Origin of the sequence: Thauera sp. (assembly GCF_035444905.1) — a bacterium.
In the GTDB taxonomy this organism is placed as follows: Bacteria; Pseudomonadota; Gammaproteobacteria; order Burkholderiales; family Rhodocyclaceae; genus Thauera.
Genome location: NZ_DAOMPS010000005.1, coordinates 100,170 through 116,400, shown reverse-complemented (window position 1 = coordinate 116,400; position 16,231 = coordinate 100,170). Strand labels below are relative to the sequence as shown.

The 16,231-nt window shown below is 67.1% G+C and carries 13 protein-coding genes; 7 read left to right on the top strand and 6 right to left on the bottom strand.

Annotation, left to right across the window (positions count from 1 at the left end):
* Positions 1–107 precede the first annotated feature (107 nt).
* The 4 genes from PLC66_RS03960 (at position 108) to PLC66_RS03945 (ending at position 3,164) form a co-directional block, all read left to right on the top strand.
* Positions 108–989 (top strand): NAD(P)-dependent oxidoreductase, encoded by an 882-nt coding sequence (locus PLC66_RS03960; RefSeq protein WP_324537948.1) that lies wholly within the window; start codon positions 108–110, stop codon positions 987–989.
* Between the two features lie 34 nt (positions 990–1,023).
* Positions 1,024–1,899, top strand: coding sequence for an NAD(P)-dependent oxidoreductase (locus tag PLC66_RS03955; protein ID WP_324537984.1), 876 nt, complete (start codon positions 1,024–1,026; stop codon positions 1,897–1,899).
* Positions 1,900–2,023: 124 nt separating this feature from the next.
* The gene (gene lpxC, locus PLC66_RS03950) at positions 2,024–2,950 is read left to right on the top strand and encodes a UDP-3-O-acyl-N-acetylglucosamine deacetylase (protein ID WP_324537947.1); all 927 of its coding nucleotides are present in this window, start codon (positions 2,024–2,026) and stop codon (positions 2,948–2,950) included.
* Between the two features lie 25 nt (positions 2,951–2,975).
* Positions 2,976–3,164, top strand: a complete 189-nt coding sequence (locus tag PLC66_RS03945; RefSeq protein ID WP_324537946.1) for a hypothetical protein — start codon at positions 2,976–2,978, stop codon at positions 3,162–3,164.
* Between the two features lie 65 nt (positions 3,165–3,229).
* On the opposite strand, the gene PLC66_RS03940 is transcribed toward PLC66_RS03945, so the two are convergent.
* Positions 3,230–3,661 (bottom strand): DciA family protein, encoded by a 432-nt coding sequence (locus tag PLC66_RS03940; protein ID WP_324537945.1) that lies wholly within the window; start codon positions 3,659–3,661, stop codon positions 3,230–3,232.
* An 86-nt stretch (positions 3,662–3,747) separates the two neighbouring features.
* On the opposite strand from PLC66_RS03940, the gene secA reads away from it, so the two are divergent.
* The 3 genes from secA (at position 3,748) to PLC66_RS03925 (ending at position 9,870) form a co-directional block, all read left to right on the top strand.
* A complete protein-coding gene (gene secA / locus PLC66_RS03935; RefSeq protein ID WP_324537944.1) occupies positions 3,748–6,483 on the top strand; it encodes a preprotein translocase subunit SecA in 2,736 nt (911 codons plus the stop codon).
* Between the two features lie 716 nt (positions 6,484–7,199).
* The gene (locus PLC66_RS03930) at positions 7,200–8,531 is read left to right on the top strand and encodes a sigma-54 dependent transcriptional regulator (protein WP_324537943.1); all 1,332 of its coding nucleotides are present in this window, start codon (positions 7,200–7,202) and stop codon (positions 8,529–8,531) included.
* Between the two features lie 49 nt (positions 8,532–8,580).
* Positions 8,581–9,870: a type IV pilus assembly protein FimV gene (locus tag PLC66_RS03925; protein ID WP_324537942.1), complete on the top strand. Its 1,290-nt coding sequence runs from the start codon at positions 8,581–8,583 to the stop codon at positions 9,868–9,870.
* 69 nt (positions 9,871–9,939) lie between these two features.
* On the opposite strand, the gene PLC66_RS03920 is transcribed toward PLC66_RS03925, so the two are convergent.
* The 5 genes from PLC66_RS03920 to PLC66_RS03900 all read right to left on the bottom strand — a co-directional run bounded on the left by PLC66_RS03920 (position 9,940) and on the right by PLC66_RS03900 (position 16,014).
* Positions 9,940–10,839, bottom strand: coding sequence for a hypothetical protein (locus tag PLC66_RS03920; protein WP_324537941.1), 900 nt, complete (start codon positions 10,837–10,839; stop codon positions 9,940–9,942).
* A gap of 26 nt (positions 10,840–10,865) precedes the next feature.
* Positions 10,866–11,585, bottom strand: coding sequence for a C39 family peptidase (locus PLC66_RS03915; protein ID WP_324537940.1), 720 nt, complete (start codon positions 11,583–11,585; stop codon positions 10,866–10,868).
* A 153-nt stretch (positions 11,586–11,738) separates the two neighbouring features.
* Positions 11,739–13,595, bottom strand: a complete 1,857-nt coding sequence (locus PLC66_RS03910; protein WP_324537939.1) for a hypothetical protein — start codon at positions 13,593–13,595, stop codon at positions 11,739–11,741.
* A gap of 127 nt (positions 13,596–13,722) precedes the next feature.
* Positions 13,723–14,085: a hypothetical protein gene (locus tag PLC66_RS03905; RefSeq protein WP_324537938.1), complete on the bottom strand. Its 363-nt coding sequence runs from the start codon at positions 14,083–14,085 to the stop codon at positions 13,723–13,725.
* A 72-nt stretch (positions 14,086–14,157) separates the two neighbouring features.
* Positions 14,158–16,014, bottom strand: a complete 1,857-nt coding sequence (locus PLC66_RS03900; protein ID WP_324537937.1) for a hypothetical protein — start codon at positions 16,012–16,014, stop codon at positions 14,158–14,160.
* Positions 16,015–16,231 lie beyond the last annotated feature (217 nt).

The following is a 16,231-nucleotide window of genomic DNA, read 5'->3' as shown; positions in this document are numbered from 1 at the left end:
TATGGCGGGCTTCGGTCGCCGCTACCAGCCTGCCAGTGGCGCTCACCGTCCGTCGCACCCGCTGCGCGGTGCTTGCGGCCACGCCCCACCCCACGGAGACATACCGCATGGAAGTCGGATTCATCGGACTCGGCCTCATGGGCCGTCCCATGGCGCTCAACCTGATCAAGGCCGGCCACACCGTCCATGTGTGGAGCCGGCGGCGCGAGTCGATGCGGGCACTGCTCGAAGCCGGCGCCGGCGATTGCGCGAGTGCGGCGGACGTCGCCCGCCGCGCAGCGGTCACGATCAGCATGGTGGCCGACGCGCCCGACGTCGAGCAGGTCGCCCTCGGGCCCGCGGGCGTGGCCGAGGGCGCAGGCGAGGGGCACGTGCATATCGACATGAGCACCATCGCCCCGGCCGCGGCGCAGTCGATCGCCGCGCGGCTGGCGGCCCAGGGCATCGCTGCGCTCGATGCGCCGGTGTCGGGCGGCGAGGGCGGTGCCATCGCCGGCAGCCTGACGATCATGGTGGGCGGCGAGGCGGCCGCCTTCGAGCGGGTGCTGCCGCTGTTCGAGGCGATGGGCAGCTCGGTCACCCGCATCGGCGAGGCCGGTGCCGGCCAGGTGGCGAAGGCCTGCAACCAGATCCTGACCGGCGTCGGTGTCGCCGCGGTGGCCGAGGCGCTCAATTTCGCCCGCAAGAGCGGTGTCGACGCCGCGCCGGTGCGCGAGGCCCTGCTCGGCGGCTTCGCCTGGTCGCGCATCCTGGAGAACCACGGCCAGCGCATGCTCGACCGCAACTTCCAGCCCGGCTTCAAGGCCTGGATGCACCACAAGGACATGCGCATCGTGATGGACGAGGCCCACCGCCTCGGGCTGGCGCTGCCCGCAGCGGCGGCGACGGCGCAGCTTTTCAGCGCCATGCTCGGCAGCGTGCTGGGCGAGGACGATTCGGTGGCCATGTTGAAGCTGCTCGAGCGCATGAGCGGCGGCCTCGGCGAATGAAAACGGGCACAAGGATAGGGAGCAAGGCATGGGCATGAAGGTCGGTTTCATCGGGCTGGGCGTGATGGGCGAGCCGATGGTGCGCCATCTGCGGGCGGCGGGTCATGAGGTCGCCCTGTGGGCGCGCCGGCCCGAGTCGGCCGCGGCGCTGGTCGCCGAGGGCGTGCCCTTGTGCGCCACGCCGGCGCAGCTGGCGGCGCGCAGCGAGGTGGTGGTCACCATCGTTACCGCCAGCGCGGACGTCGAGGCCCTGGCCTTCGGCGCGCAAGGCCTGGCCGAACGCTTTGCCGCCGGCGCCATCCACCTCGACATGAGCACCATCTCGCCGGCAACTGCGCGCAGCCTGGCCGCGCGCTATGCCGAGCGCGGCATCGGCTGGGTCGATGCGCCGGTGTCGGGCGGCGCGCAGGGTGCGCGCGAGGCCACGCTGGCGATCATGGCGGGCGCCGAGGCCGCCGCGCTGGCGCGCGTGCGTCCGCTGCTCGAGGCCATGGGCAAGCGCATCGTGCATATCGGCCCACCCGGCGCGGGTCAGGTGGCCAAGGCCTGTAACCAGATGATCATGGTGTCCACCATCCAGGCCTGCGCCGAGGCGCTGCGCCTGGCGGCCGCCCATGGTGTCGATGCGGCCGCGGTACGCACTGCCCTGATGGCCGGCTCGGCGGGCTCGCGCGTGCTCGAGGTGATGGGCGACAAGATGCTGCGGCGCGACTTCGCCGCCGGCATCGAGGCCCGCCTGCATCACAAGGATTTCGCCATCCTGATGGACGAGGCGGCGAAACTGGGCGTGCCGCTGCCGGTGGCCGCGCAGGTGTGGCAGCAGCTCAACGCCTTGATGGGGCAGGGGATGGCCAGGGACGACACCTCCAGCCTGTTGCGGGTGATGGAGGCGGCGCAGCCGGGCGCTTGAACCCCGACACCCGGCGTGGCTGCGCTGCAACATCCGCTTGCGCAACAGCCCGTGTGCATGGCCGCGATAGCCGGGCCGCCACGGGGCTGCGTGATAAAATGCCGGGTCAAAAAGGAAAACCGACATGATCAGGCAACGTACCCTCAAATCCATCGTCAAGGCCACCGGCGTGGGCCTGCACGGCGGACGCAAGGTGAACCTGACCCTGCGTCCGGCGGCGCCCGATACCGGCATCGTCTTCCATCGCGTGGACCTCGATCCGCCGCTGAGCCTGCCTGCCGACCCCTATGCAGTGTGCGACACCCGCATGTGCTCGGGCCTGGAGCAGGGCGGGCACAAGGTCGGCACAGTCGAGCACCTGATGTCGGCCCTCGCCGGGCTGGGCATAGACAACCTGCATGTCGATGTCGATGCGCCGGAGATCCCGATCCTTGACGGCAGCTCCGCGCCCTTCGTCTTCCTGCTGCAGTCGGCCGGCATCGAGGAGCAGACCGCGCCGAAGAAGTTCCTGCGCGTCAAGAAGACGGTGGAGTACGTGGAAGGCGACAAGTGGGTGAGGCTCGAGCCCTACGATGGCTTCAGCCTGTCGTTCTCGATCGTGTTCAACCATCCCGCCATCGACAACACCTCGACCAAGGTCACGATCGATTTTGCCGAGCAGTCCTACGTCCGCGACGTGGCACGTGCGCGCACCTTCGGTTTCATGCAGGACGTCGAGTTCATGCGCGCCAACGGGCTAGCCCTGGGCGGTAGCCTCGAAAACGCCATCGTCATGGACGAGTACCGCGTCCTCAACGTCGAGGGCTTACGTTACGCCGACGAATTCGTCAAGCACAAGGTGCTCGACGCGATCGGCGACCTCTACCTGTGCGGTCATCCGCTGCTCGCGGCCTATTCGGCGCACAAGGCGGGCCACGCGCTCAACAACCAGATCCTGCGCGTGCTGCTCGAGGACCAGGAGGCCTGGGACATCGTCACCTTCGAGAAGGACGCCGCCACCCCGGCCGCGGTCACGCACCAGTTTGCGCCGCTGACGCAGGCCTTCGCCTGACGCCCGGCGCGGAGCCCGACGCCTCATGCTGATCATGCGCCTGCTGCTGCTGCTCGCCGTGCTGGCGATCGGCGGTTCCGTCATCCTGTGGCAACTGACCGGGAATCCGCGCTACAAGGCCTGGGCCTGGAAGGCCTTTCGGGCGTCGGTGGTCGTGCTCTTCGTCTTCCTCGCCTTGTTCGCCATCGAGCGCGTGCTTGCGCCCATGGTCTGAGCACTCAGGCGCGGCCACCCGGCGCGCCCTGCCGCTGGTCTGCCCTTGGCGGTTCGTTTCGGTGCCTACTCGCGGCTGCGCCGCACCAGGCGCTCGAGGGCTTCGCGCAGCGGGGCATCGGCGGGCAGGCTCTGGGCAAAGCGCTCGAGGCTTTCCTTTGCCGTGGGCGACAGCTGGCGCTCGCTCACCGGGGCGCGCCACACCGGTTGCTCGGGGGTGGCGACCTTCACCTTGATCGTCTGCACCGCCTGTCCGGCAAGCACGAAGTGCTCGATCAGGCTGGGCAGTATCTGGCGCAGGCGCACGGCCGCCGCGCCGCCGCGTGCGCTGACGCTGAGCGTGCCGTCCTTGAGGTTGGCGACCTGGCATTGGCCGGCCAGTTGCGGCGGCAGGCCGGTCTCCAGCGTGCGCTGCAGACGGCGCAGGCGGGCGGCGTGATCCTGCAGGCGGGCGAGCGCATCGCCACGGGCGAGGAAGCGGTGCAGCAACTGGGTCATCGGTATGCCGTGGTTAACCGTCATCGGGTGAGCGGGTGCGCCATGATAAACTCCCGCCTTTGCCGAATTGACGTCGATTCCCAAACATGATCTCTGGCCTGCTCAAGAAAATCTTCGGTAGTCGCAACGACCGCCTCGTCCGCCAGTATTTCCAGACTGTTCGCAAGATCAATGCACTCGAGGCCGGGATCTCCGCGCTGTCCGACGAGGCGCTGCGGGGCAAGACCGCGGAATTCAAGCAGCGCGTGGCCAATGGTGAGTTGCTCGAGGCCTTGTTGCCAGAGGCCTTTGCCGTGGTGCGTGAAGCCGGCAAGCGTGTGCATGGCATGCGCCACTTCGACGTCCAGCTCGTCGGCGGCATGGTGCTGCACAACGGCAAGATCGCCGAGATGCGCACCGGCGAGGGCAAGACCCTGGTCGCCACCTTGCCGGCCTACCTCAATGCCTTGTCCGGGAAGGGCGTGCACGTCATCACGGTCAACGACTACCTGGCCAGCCGCGACGCCGAGTGGATGGGGCGCATCTACGGCTTCCTCGGGCTCACCACCGGCTGCAACCTGTCGCGCATGTCGCACGACCAGAAGCAGGCCGCCTACGCCGCCGACATCACCTATGGCACCAACAACGAGTTCGGCTTCGACTACCTGCGCGACAACATGGTGTATTCGCTCGGCGAGCGGGTGCAGCGCGGCCTCAACTTCGCCATCGTCGATGAGGTGGACTCCATCCTCATCGACGAGGCGCGCACGCCGCTGATCATCTCCGGCCAGGCCGAGGATCACACCGAGCTCTACCTCAAGATGAACCAGGTCGCGCCGCTGCTGAAGAGGCAGGAGGGTGGCCTCACCGACAAGGACGAGGTCATCGAGGCGGGTGACTACACGGTCGACCTCAAGGCCCATCAGGTGCTGCTCACCGAGCAGGGCCACGAGACCGCCGAGCAGATCCTGGTGCGCATGGGGCTGCTCGCCGAGGGCGGCGGGCTTTACGACCCGGGGAACATCCTGCTCGTGCATCACCTGTACGCGGCGCTGCGCGCGCATGCGCTGTACCACAAGGATCAGCAGTATGTGGTGCAGAACGGCGAGGTCATCATCGTCGATGAGTTCACCGGACGCCTGATGCCGGGCCGGCGCTGGTCCGACGGCCTGCACCAGGCGGTGGAGGCCAAGGAGGGCGTGCGCATCCAGGCCGAGAACCAGACCCTGGCCTCGATCACCTTCCAGAACTACTTCCGCATGTACGGCAAGCTTGCCGGCATGACCGGCACGGCCGACACCGAGGCCTTCGAGTTCCACTCGATCTACGGCCTCGAGACGGTGGTCATCCCGACCAACCGGCCGATGCAGCGCAAGGACGAGAACGACAAGGTCTATCGCACCGCCAAGGAAAAGTGGGACGCGGTGATCGAGGACATTCGTGCCTGCGTCGAGCGCGGCCAGCCGGTGCTGGTGGGCACGACCTCGATCGAGACCAACGAATTCCTCTCCGGCCTGCTCAAGAAGGCGAAGATCGACCATCAGCTGCTCAACGCCAAGCAGCACGACAGCGAGGCGCAGATCGTCGCCCAGGCGGGCCGCCCCGGCGTGGTCACGATCGCGACCAACATGGCCGGTCGCGGTACCGACATCGTGCTCGGCGGCAATATCGAGAAGCCGGTCGCCGCCCTGCGCGAAGATCCCAGCGTGCCGCCCGAGGAGCTCGAGGCCCGTGTCAGCACCCTGCGCGCGGAATGGGCCAAGGTGCATGAGCAGGTGCTCGCCGCCGGCGGCCTGCACATCATCGGTACCGAGCGTCACGAATCCCGCCGCATCGACAACCAGCTGCGTGGCCGTTCGGGCCGCCAGGGCGATCCGGGTTCCAGCCGCTTCTACCTGTCGCTCGAAGATCCGCTGATGAAGATCTTCGCCGGTGAGCGCCTCAACGCCATCATGGTGCGCCTGAAGATGCCCGAGGGCGAGGCCATCGAGCACGCCATGGTCACGCGCTCGCTCGAGTCCGCGCAGCGCAAGGTCGAGCAGCGCAACTTCGACATCCGAAAGCAACTGCTCGAGTACGACGACGTCGCCAACGACCAGCGCAAGGTCGTCTACCAGCAGCGCAACGAACTGCTCGAGAGCGAGGACATCTCCGACACCATCCGCGCCATGCGCCAGGGGGTGCTGCACGACATCTTCCGTCGCTACGTGCCGCTCGACAGCGTCGAGGAGCAGTGGGAGATCCCCGCGCTCGAGCAGGCCCTGCTCTCCGAGTGCCAGCTCAAGCTGCCGGTCGGCGAGTGGGTGAAGGCCGAGCCCAGCCTCGACGACGAGGCCATCCTGGAGCGCATCGTGCAGGCCGGCGAGGAGGCCTACGCCGCCAAGACCGCGATCGTCGACCCGGCGGCCTGGCACCAGTTCGAGCGCAACGTCATGCTGCAGAGCCTCGACACCCACTGGCGCGAGCACCTGGCGGCGCTCGACCATCTGCGCCAGGGTATCCACCTGCGCGGCTACGCGCAGAAGAACCCCAAGCAGGAATACAAGCGCGAGGCCTTCGAGCTCTTCGAGGGCCTCCTCGACACCGTGCGTGCCGACGTGACCAAGATCCTGATGACGGTGCAGATCCGCACCGAGGCGCAGCTCGAGCAGGCTGAGTCACCGCAGCAGGTCGAGAACGTGCAGTACCAGCACGCCGACTACGACGAGGCCCTGGGCAACAAGGAGGCGGCACCGGCCGCCGCCCAGCCCCAGCTCAATGCCGCCCCCAAGGTCGGCCGCAACGACCCCTGCCCCTGCGGCTCGGGCAAGAAGTACAAGCACTGCCACGGCAAGCTGAGCTGACGCTTTGCAGGGCGCGGGCGCGCCCTGCAAAGCCTCGCGCGGGCCGGCAGGCGCACCTGAGCCTGGGCCCGCCTGCCGCGGTGCCTCTCCCGGGGGCGATCCATGGCCTTCCTTCGGTGCTTGCCAGGAGCAGGCGGGGGTCGTCACGCCCGCCATTTGCGGGTGGCTGCTCGGTGCAATGCCGCAGCCTGTCGGATTTTTTTACACTCCCTGTTTCCCGTCTCCCGAAGTGCCCGTTTTAGTCCATTAAAAGTCAATGAAAACAGTACGTTGACGATTTGGGCGTGCTAATTGCTTGGGCATAACCAGTTCGATGTCCGGGCTTGTCGGGCATGGCTCCATGCAGATCGGAAACGCGACGCCAGGTTGGTACCAAGTGCCCCTGCGGCGTTGCGAGGCTTCGGGGTGCGCGACTTCTCGGCGTGCCCATTTCATTCCCGGATTGCGGACTTGTGTGACTTACGTCACGAAGCGAGCGAAACGCGTCGTCGACCAATCGTCCTGAGTTGCTAAATTGATTATGTTGGCGGTACTTGCGTCATGATCATTCATGCGCTCACAGGGTGCGAGCGCGTCCCGTCAGAGTGGCGGGCGGTCGCTGTCCACTGGCAGGTGTGGATACCGTGAATCGAGACAGAGGGGATCCAGATGGGAAAGCTCCAAGGGCCGGTGAAAACGCCGGAGAAGCGGAAGCGGGCACGCCGGAGGCCTCAGCAGTGAAGTCACAGCGTCACGGACTGGTGCTGGACCGCACGGGCGCGATCTTTGCCGAACTGGAGGCACTCGGGCTTGCCGGCTGGGAGTTCCAGGTGGTGTCGACCATCGAGGCCGCACGCAAGGCCTTGGGCAGGGATCCCCAGTTGATCGGCCTCGTCGCTTTCGACTCGCCGAACGCCTGGCCGGCAGCGGAACTCGACCAGTTGCTGGCGCGCCCGGAAGTCGAGTGGATTGCCCTGCTCGAGGAAGGGCTCTTGCGCAGCGAGCGCCTCAGCCCGGAACTGCTGCGCAACTTCCACGACTTTCATTCGCTGCCGCTTGATCGGGTCCGCCTCGCCTTCACCCTCGGCCACGCCCACGGCAAGGCGCAGCTCTGTCGCAGCGCAGTTGGGGTGCGCGGCGAGTTCGGCTCGTATGGCATGACCGGCACAAGCCCGAAGATGCGCCAGCTCTATCGCCAGATCGACAAGATCCTCACCGTCGATGCCCCGGTGCTGATCGGTGGCGAGTCGGGTACCGGCAAGGAACTCGTCGCGCGGGCAATCCATCAACATTCGGCGCGCGCGCGCGGTCCCTTCATCGCCATGAATTGCGGCGCGATCGCGCCCAGCCTGATCCAGTCCGAGCTCTTCGGCCATGAGCGCGGTGCCTTCACCGGCGCCGGCCAGCGCAAGATCGGCAACATCGAGGCCGCCAACGACGGGGTCCTGTTCCTCGACGAGATTGGCGACCTGCCGCTCGAGATGCAGGCGAATCTGCTGCGCTTCCTGCAGGAGAAGACGATCACCCGCGTGGGGTCGACCGAGCGCGTCAAGGTCAATGCGCGCGTCATTGCGGCGACGCACGTCAACCTGCAGCGCGCGGTGGCGGAGGGGCGCTTCCGCGAGGATCTCTATTACCGGCTCAACGTCCTGCATGTCTCGCTGCCGGCGCTGCGCGAGCGGCGCGAGGACATCCCGCTGCTGGCGGAAACGGTCTTCGCCGAGCACCGCCACCAGGCCAGCCCGCAGGTGCGCGGCTTTGGCAGCGCTGCGCTACGGGCGATGATGGACTACGAATGGCCGGGCAACGTCAGGGAGCTGATCAATCGCGTGCAGCGCGCCATGATCATGACCGAGAACCGCCTGATCAGCGTCAGCGATCTCGGCCTGCCGACGAGCGCGGAGAACGGTGCGCAGACGCTCGAGGAGCTTCGCAGCACAGTCGAGCGCGAACTGATCGAGGTCAGCCTCAAGAAGCATGGCAACAACGTCTCCGAGACGGCGCGCCAGCTCGGGGTCTCGCGAGTCACGCTGTACCGCATGATCGACCGGCTGAAGATCATCCTCTAGCCGCCGGGCGGCAGGGGTTTTTCGTCAAGAAAGAGGGGAGGCAGACAAGATGACTTTCGAACACCCGCCGAGGAGACTCGCGCGCCCCTTGCTCGGCCTGCTGGTCGCAGCGATGGGGGGGGCGGCGGTGGCCGCCGACGGCGCCGAGCCGGTGAGCTTCGACGCCCAGTTCAGGGCGCAGATGGAGCAGATCGAAGCGCTCAAGCGTGAGCTTGCCCGCCAGGAGGCCTCGCTCAACGCCCTGCGCCGGGAGGTCGACCTCGAGCGCCGCGGTCGCGGTGGCGAGGGGGCTGCGCCGGCGCCGGACACTGCAGTGGTCGCCCAGGCCGGCAACGAGCCGCCGGTGACACCGGTGGGCCAGGCGCCGGCTGCCGCCGATCGTCCCCCCGAGGTGGCGCCGATCTTCGAGCAACCCGGTGTGCTGACGCCGCCGGGCAAATGGATTGTCGAGCCCTCACTGCAGTATTCCTACTCGTCCAGCGACCGTATCGCGCTGGTCGGCTACACGGTGATTCCGGCGATCCTGATCGGCCTGATCGACGTGCGCAACGTGAAGTCGAATGCACTGACGGCGACCATGGCCTTCCGCCGCGGGATCACCAACCGCTTCGAGCTCGAGGCGCGTGTGCCTTATGTCTATCGCTACGACGACACGCGCGGTCGTGAGATCTTCACCGGGACACCTGGGGACGAAATCTTTACCGACGTGGACGGCAAGGGGCTGGGCGATGTGGAACTCATCGGCCGCTATCAGTTGAACGATGGGGGCGGGGACTCGCCCTATTACATTGCGTCTCTGCGGCTGAAGTCGCGAACCGGAAAGGATCCGTTCGAGGTCCTCTCGAGCTTCGAAGTCGATGGAGCGAGAGTGTCAGCCGTTCAGCAAGAACTGCCGACTGGCTCCGGCTTCTATTCGGTAACCCCAGGCCTCACCGTGCTGATCCCCTCGGATCCCGCGGTGTTCTTCGGCGGAGTGAGCTATCAGTACAGCTTCAAGCGCAACGGGGTCAGACCGAACGTCGTACCTGAAACACAGTTGTCTGAATACGCCGAGATTCAGCCTGGTGGGGTGATCGGCTTCAACTTCGGCATGGGCCTGGCGCTGAACGAGCGCTCGTCGTTCAGCATCGGGTACGATCATCTTTCGGTGGGCAAGACGAAGGCCGTCTTCGCAAGCGGGGAGCGTGCACCGGGGCTGCGCGTTCAGATGGGGACCCTGCTGCTTGGCTATTCGTACAAGGTCGACTCGCAGAAGACGCTCAATATGTCACTCGGCGTAGGCGTCACGCGGGACACACCGGATGTTCAGCTCACGGTGCGGATGCCGTTCTCGCTTTGAGCGGACAGGGGGCGTGTGAGCGCCCCCGCCTTCCTCAATGTATAGCCTTGGACGTTGGTGGCTCTGCGGTCAGCGCATCAGGGCCGAGCGACCAAGAGCCTCCTGCAAGGACTGCTGCATGCGCATCTGGCGCATGACTTCGGCACTGTTGATGGTCGCGTTGATCGTCGTGACCGACTGGATCTTCTGATTGTTCAGCGAGTTCTGCACCACGGTTGCAAGCGTGGTGCCCGGAAGCGGCGAGGTGACGACGTTGTTTTGCCCGCTCTGGATCACGGCCAACGTGTTACCGGCCGCCAGGGCGTCGTCGACGGCCTTGCCGCCGACCAGTTTGCCGAGCTCGTCAATGCGCAGGCTGGTGGTGCTCTGGAGCACCCCATTGATCATCACGACGCGCTCGATGCCGAAGTTAAGGCGCAGCCCGCCCGGTGTCTCGAAACCGCCGCGCAGTTCACCGAGCTGGTCTGGCGCGACGCTGGCCGAGGCCATCAATGCGCCCATGCCTGCCAGACGGTCGGAAACAGCGTCGCTTTGATTGGCGTCGGTTGCGACCGAACTGCCGCCATCCTGCGCACCGGGTGCGTCTGCCTTCACGGCGGCCAATCGGGCGCGGACCTCCTTGATCGACACGATGCCCGCGGTGACTTCGGGCGCAACCGCGGGTTCGGTCGCGACGCGCACTTCCTCGATCGGGCGTACGCGTGCCTCCACGACCTCGGCTACGGCAGCCGGGCGCAGTTCTGCCACCGGGCGCACACGGGCCTCGACGACTTCAACAGCCGCAGGCTGCACCTTGGCCCCTTCCTCCCTGGGTATGCGCTTTGTCGACCGTTGCACCTCGGCCAGCCAGTCGAGCTCACTCGATAGCCAGTTTACGGTGCCCCGTGCGCGCTCACTGCCGTCTACCGCGCTGATACCCAGCGCAGTGAGGCCCGCGAGCAGGGCTGGCAGGGTGAGAAGCTTGAGCATGCGGCTGCGCATCCTGGTTCTCCCCCTCAGAAGTCCACCATGCTGCGACGGGTCAGGCTGTGCATGGCCGCCACTGCGTTGTCACGCTGTGCCTGCAGCGGGGCGCCCGGCCGAACCCGCCAATCCTCGTCGCGGTTGAACTTTGCGACCTCGATGCGATTGGTGACCACGAGCAGGATGCTGTTGATCCAATACCGTTCGAAATCCTTGCGCGCCATGACGCGGGTGCCCATTGCCGGGTCGCCGAGCAGCACATCCTTGCCGCGCACCCCTTTGATGACGACGAAGTGGGCATAGCCGTTTTCGTTGATCAGGGCGATTGCCGGTACCTTGACCTCGGCGAGCTGATCGAGGCTCGCCTCGACGCCATTGGCAGTGAAACCCCGATTGTCGAGGTAGCGCTTCATGTCCAGCATCGAGAAGCCTTCCTGGCGGATTTTCGCTTGGTCGCCGTGTTCGAACATGGCCTGGAAGACGGCGGCTTCGTCCACCTTCCAGCCGTAGTGATGAGTCAGTAGCGTCGCCACCGCTGCCGAGCCACAACTGAAGTCGTACTGCTGCCTCAGCGTCGCCGAGAACCGCAGCCCCTTCATGCTCACTGTCGGTACTGCGGCACCGCCCGCCGTCGGCGTGATGATGTTGAGGCGTTCTGCCTGCGCTGGCGACGGCATGAGTCCGATGGCGAACAAGGTCACGCAGAGTCCCATGACCCGCCGTCCGAGTGCCGCCATTCGTTGCTTTGTCATCGGGTTTCTCTGATTCTCGGCCTTGCTCCCGTCGGAGCATTGCGCGGATTGCTGTCGAGCTTGTTACCCTGGTTCGACCGCCCAGGCGCAGCTTCTATTGCTTGCGGTGCCGGTTGGCATCAGCCGACCGGCACCGCCCTGCGTGCAGACAGCTTACCTGTTGAAGTTCAGGTTGGCCTGCACGTTGGCACTTTGCTGCACCAGCGAACCGATCGCGCTGTTCTGGGCGCTGATCAGGATGCCTGCACCATTGGTGAAGCTGCCACTGATGGTGTTCGACATGTCGAACGTGCCTGCGGCGACGGCGACCGATCCGCCACTGCCGCCGGTGCCGCCCTGACCACCATTACCGGTTCCACCGGTGGCGTCGCCGCCGGCCAGGCTGCCGCCTGCACCGCCCGCACCACCCTGGCCGCCATTACCGGTGCCGCCCGCACCGCCCGCGCCGCCAGTCCCGTCACCGCCATCGGCGGCGCCGCTCGAGGCCATGCTGCTTGCGGCGCCGCCCGTCGCTGCGCCACCGGTCGACGTGCCGCTGCTTGCCTGGCCACCGTCGCCGCCCGTCGCCGCGCCGCCGGCGGCGTCACCGGTCATCGCGAGCCCGCCGTCACCGCCGTCACCGCCGGTGTTGCTTGCGGTGCCGCCGTTGCCGCCGGTCGCCGTACTGTCACCCGATGCGGCACTGGCCATACCGGAGCTCGCCATGCCGCCTTCCGACGTGTTGCTGCCGCCGTTGGCGGTGCTGTCGCCACCGTTGGCGGTCGCGCCGGAATTGGCCGCGGCGCCCGTTCCGGTGCCGGCCCCACCCGTGGCCGTCGCGGTCTGCGTATTCGCGCCGCCGGTAGCGTCGGCGTTGCCGCTCTGTCCGCCTGCGGAGTCCGCCGCACCGCCCATGCCGCCGGCCCCACCAGTCGCAGTGACCGCATTGCTGGCGTCCGCGGCATCGTTGCCGGGGCCGCGTGCCCGGGCAGTGGCTTCATGTGCGCCACCCCAGGCGCTGCCGCCATTGGCATTGCCACCGTCAGCGCCGCTGCCGCCGGCCTTGCTGCCCGCCTCGGCGGAGCCCACCTTCGCCTTCCCGGCCGCAGCGGCATCGCCGCCGACGCCCGTGCCAGCACCACCGAGTGCCGCACTCTTCGCGCCTGCATCCCCACCCGAGGCCTTCGTGCTGCCAGCAGCGCCATACGCATCGCCGCCGCCGGCCTTGCCCGAATCGGCGGAGGAGTACACTTTGGCTTCGGCGTCGCCGCCGCCCTTGGCTGCAGCGTTACGTGCATTGCCGCCGTCACCGCCATCGCCACCGCCGGCGTAGCCGGAGCGGGCATCGCCACCGGATGCACCGCCGCCGCCGCCCGCCTTCACGTAGCCGCTGTCGGCGTCGCCACCGGAGGCCTTGCCGCCGGAAGCGGATGCACTGGCGCGGCCGCTGTCGCCATCGCCGCCCTTGGCCATGCCGCCACTGGCGCCATCACCGCCGTTGCCGCCCCAGGCCGTGCCGCCATCACCGCCGTTGCCACCTTTGGCGTCGCCGCCTGCGGCCTTACCGCCGTCGCCGCCGTAGGCCTTGCCGCCGGCGCCGCCATTGGCGTCACCGAGGTTGTAGGCGCTGTTGCCGAGGCCATGAACGCTGATCTTGGTCACCATGCCGTCCAACTTCGAGATGGCGAGCGCCTTGCTGGTATTGAACGCGTTATTGATGGTCGAACTCGCCATGCCACCGTTGTTGGCCGCCGTGCCGTGGTCCTTGGCCCATGCTGCGCCACGGTTGTCACGGTTGTTCCCGGCACTGTTGTCGTTCTTCTCGCTCGAGTACGAACTGGTATCCGTCTTCCAGTACGCCTTCGAACCTTCGTTGGCCATCGCGCCGTTACCGCCCTGCGTCGAATTTGCGGTCGCCTCTTGCGTGAGGTTCTCGCCACCCAGTTCGATCGTGTTGGTCGGATTCGCCGATGCTTGTGTGGCAAACCCGAAGGCAAGTGCGATGGCACTCGCGACATGACTCATTTTCATTTTTGCTCTCCACTTTTCAGTTGATTGCTCGAGGCGCCGTCGCTACCCGGGGGTGAAGCGGCACGGCTCCGGCAGTACGCGTACAAGTCGATGCTGTTACATTCCAGTTGCCATCTGGACCGGGTGACTACTGCACTTGGACGTTCAGAATGACTGCATTCTGAATCAGCACACCGTTGCCCGAGTTCTGGATGAACATAGGCATGCCGGTCGTCCCGCTCAGGGCACCATCCGAAACGATGTTGTGCCCGGTTACCAGGTCGTAGGCTTGAACTTCGCTGACGGAGCCCACCGCACGAATGTCGCTCAAGTGAGTGTCGGCCCCGCCACGCTGCGTATCCAGCGCCGCGTTGTCGATCACCTTATCGCCCAGCATCAGCCGTGGTGTGTCTGCCGTCGCAACGCCTTCTTCTGCATAAACATAGGAAGGCGAGGCGCAGGCAAGGACCAGCGCGACACCTAGTGCGATCATCGATACAGGGGATCTCATGGTTGACCTCCTCGATCCGTCAAACGTGTGCGGTGCCGGCCAAGGATGACGACCGGCACCGCGGGGAGGCGCTTACCTGTTGAAATTCAGGTTTGCCTGCACGTTTGCACTTTGCTGGACCAGCGCACCAATACCGCTGTTCTGGGCATTGATGATGATCCCCGCACCGTTGGTGAAGCTGCCGGAGATCGTGTTGGCCATGCTGAAGGTGCCCGCATCGACGCTGACGCTGCCGCCGTTGCCGCCGGTACCGCCGGCACTGCCCTGGCCGGCACCGCCTGCGGCATTGCCCGCCGTAAGCGTGCCACCGTTGCCGCCGTTGCCACCGGTACCGCCCTGGCCGGCACCGCCATCGCCGCCGGCTCCGCCGGTGGCCACGCCGCCGCTCGCGCTGCCGCTGGTCGCCGTGCTGGTGCCGTCACCGCCGGTCGCGTCACCACCGCCTGCAGCGCCGCTGTTCGCAACCCCGCCCTGCCCGCCGTTGGCGTTGCCGCCAGTGGCGACGCCACTGGTCGCCGAGCCGCCGGCGCCACCCGCTCCGCCGGTGTTGCTGGCATTGCCGCCGGCACCGCCGTTACTGGCACTGTTGCCGGCATTCGCTGTCGCCGTGCCGGACGTGCCTGCGCCGCCGCTCGAGGCATTGCTGCCGCCTGTGCCGCTTGCTGCGCCACCCGTTGCCGCGGCGCTCGAGGTCGCATCGCCACCCGTGCCGCTGCCGGCGCCGCCGGCTGCATTGGCGTTCTGGTTGCTGCTGCCGCCGTTTGCGGTCGCCGCCCCGGACGTTCCGCCTGCGGAGGTTGCAGCACCGCCGGTGCCACCTGCCCCACCCGCGGGGTTGGCGGTGTTGCTCGCCGTCGCCGTGTCATTGCCACGACCGCGGGCATTGGCGTCGGCGTCCGCTGCCTTGGCCGATGCGCGTCCGCCGTCGGCGTAGCCGCCGTCAGCTCCGCTGCCGCCCGCCTTGGTGGCCGCGTCGGCACCGCCGACATAAGCGGAGTCATAGGTCTTGGCGTCGCCACCGATGCCCTTGGCGTTGCCGCCCGCTGCGAAGTCGGCGGCCTTGGCGTCGCCCGCCGAGGCCTTGGTGCCGCCTACGTAACCCTTGGCGTCGCCGCCCGCTGCACGGCCGGAGTCCGCCGAAGCCTTGACGGCCGCGTCGGCATCGCCGCCACCGCCTGCCCAGGCCTTGCTCGCATTGCCGCCGTCGTCGCCGTTGCCACCGCGCGCGCTGCCCGACTTGGCATCGCCTGCCGTCGCCCTGCCGCCACCGCCGGCATAGACGCTGCCGCTGTCTGCGTCCCCACCGGACGCGCGGCCGCCGTTCGCGCGAGCGTTCGCGCTGCCGCTGTCGGCGTCGCCGCCGAAGGCCATGCCGCCTTTGGCGCCATCACCGCCGTCGCCGCCGTAGGCCTTGCCGCCGTCACCGCCGTTGCCGCCCTTGGCGTCGCCGCCGTAGGCGTTCCCGCCGTCACCGCCGAAGGCCATGCCGCCGTTGCCGCCGTTGGCGTCGCCCTTGTTGAACGCGCTGTTGCCGAGACCGTGGACATGAATCTTGGTCACCATGCCACTCAGCTTCGACATCGCAACGGCCTTGCTGGTGTTGAAGGCATTGTCGATGCTCGAGGTGGCGGTGCCGCCGTTGTTGGCTGCCGTGCCGTAGTCGTTCGCCCACGCCTTGCCGTCGTTGTCGCGGTTGTCGCCAGTGCTGTTGTTGTTGCGTTCCTTCGTGGTGACGCTGGCGTCCGACTTCCACACCGCCGACGAGTACTCGTTGGCCATTGCGCCCGTGCCGCCCTGGTCGGACTGGGCCGTCGCCGTCTGATTGATGTTGTCCGCCCCCTCCAGAACCGTGTTCGTCGGGTTCGCGCCTGCCTGCGTTGCAAAACCAAACGCAAGTGCGATCGCACTCGCTAAGAGACTTCGCTTCATGGCTTCCTCCACTGATCTTGGTCAGAACCGTGCATCGCGCAGGGTCCTGCAGGTGTTACGCAAGCTTCATGCCCGGAGAGGGAAAGTGGTGCGCAGCTTGAGTGGCAGAGGGGTTCTGGCTCGGGCGGGAAGGTGGGGTCGAAGCGGATGGGATCCCGAGTGTTCATCTTCTTTACAGCGCACCGGACGCTACCGCATGGAATGACAGGCGCCTTCT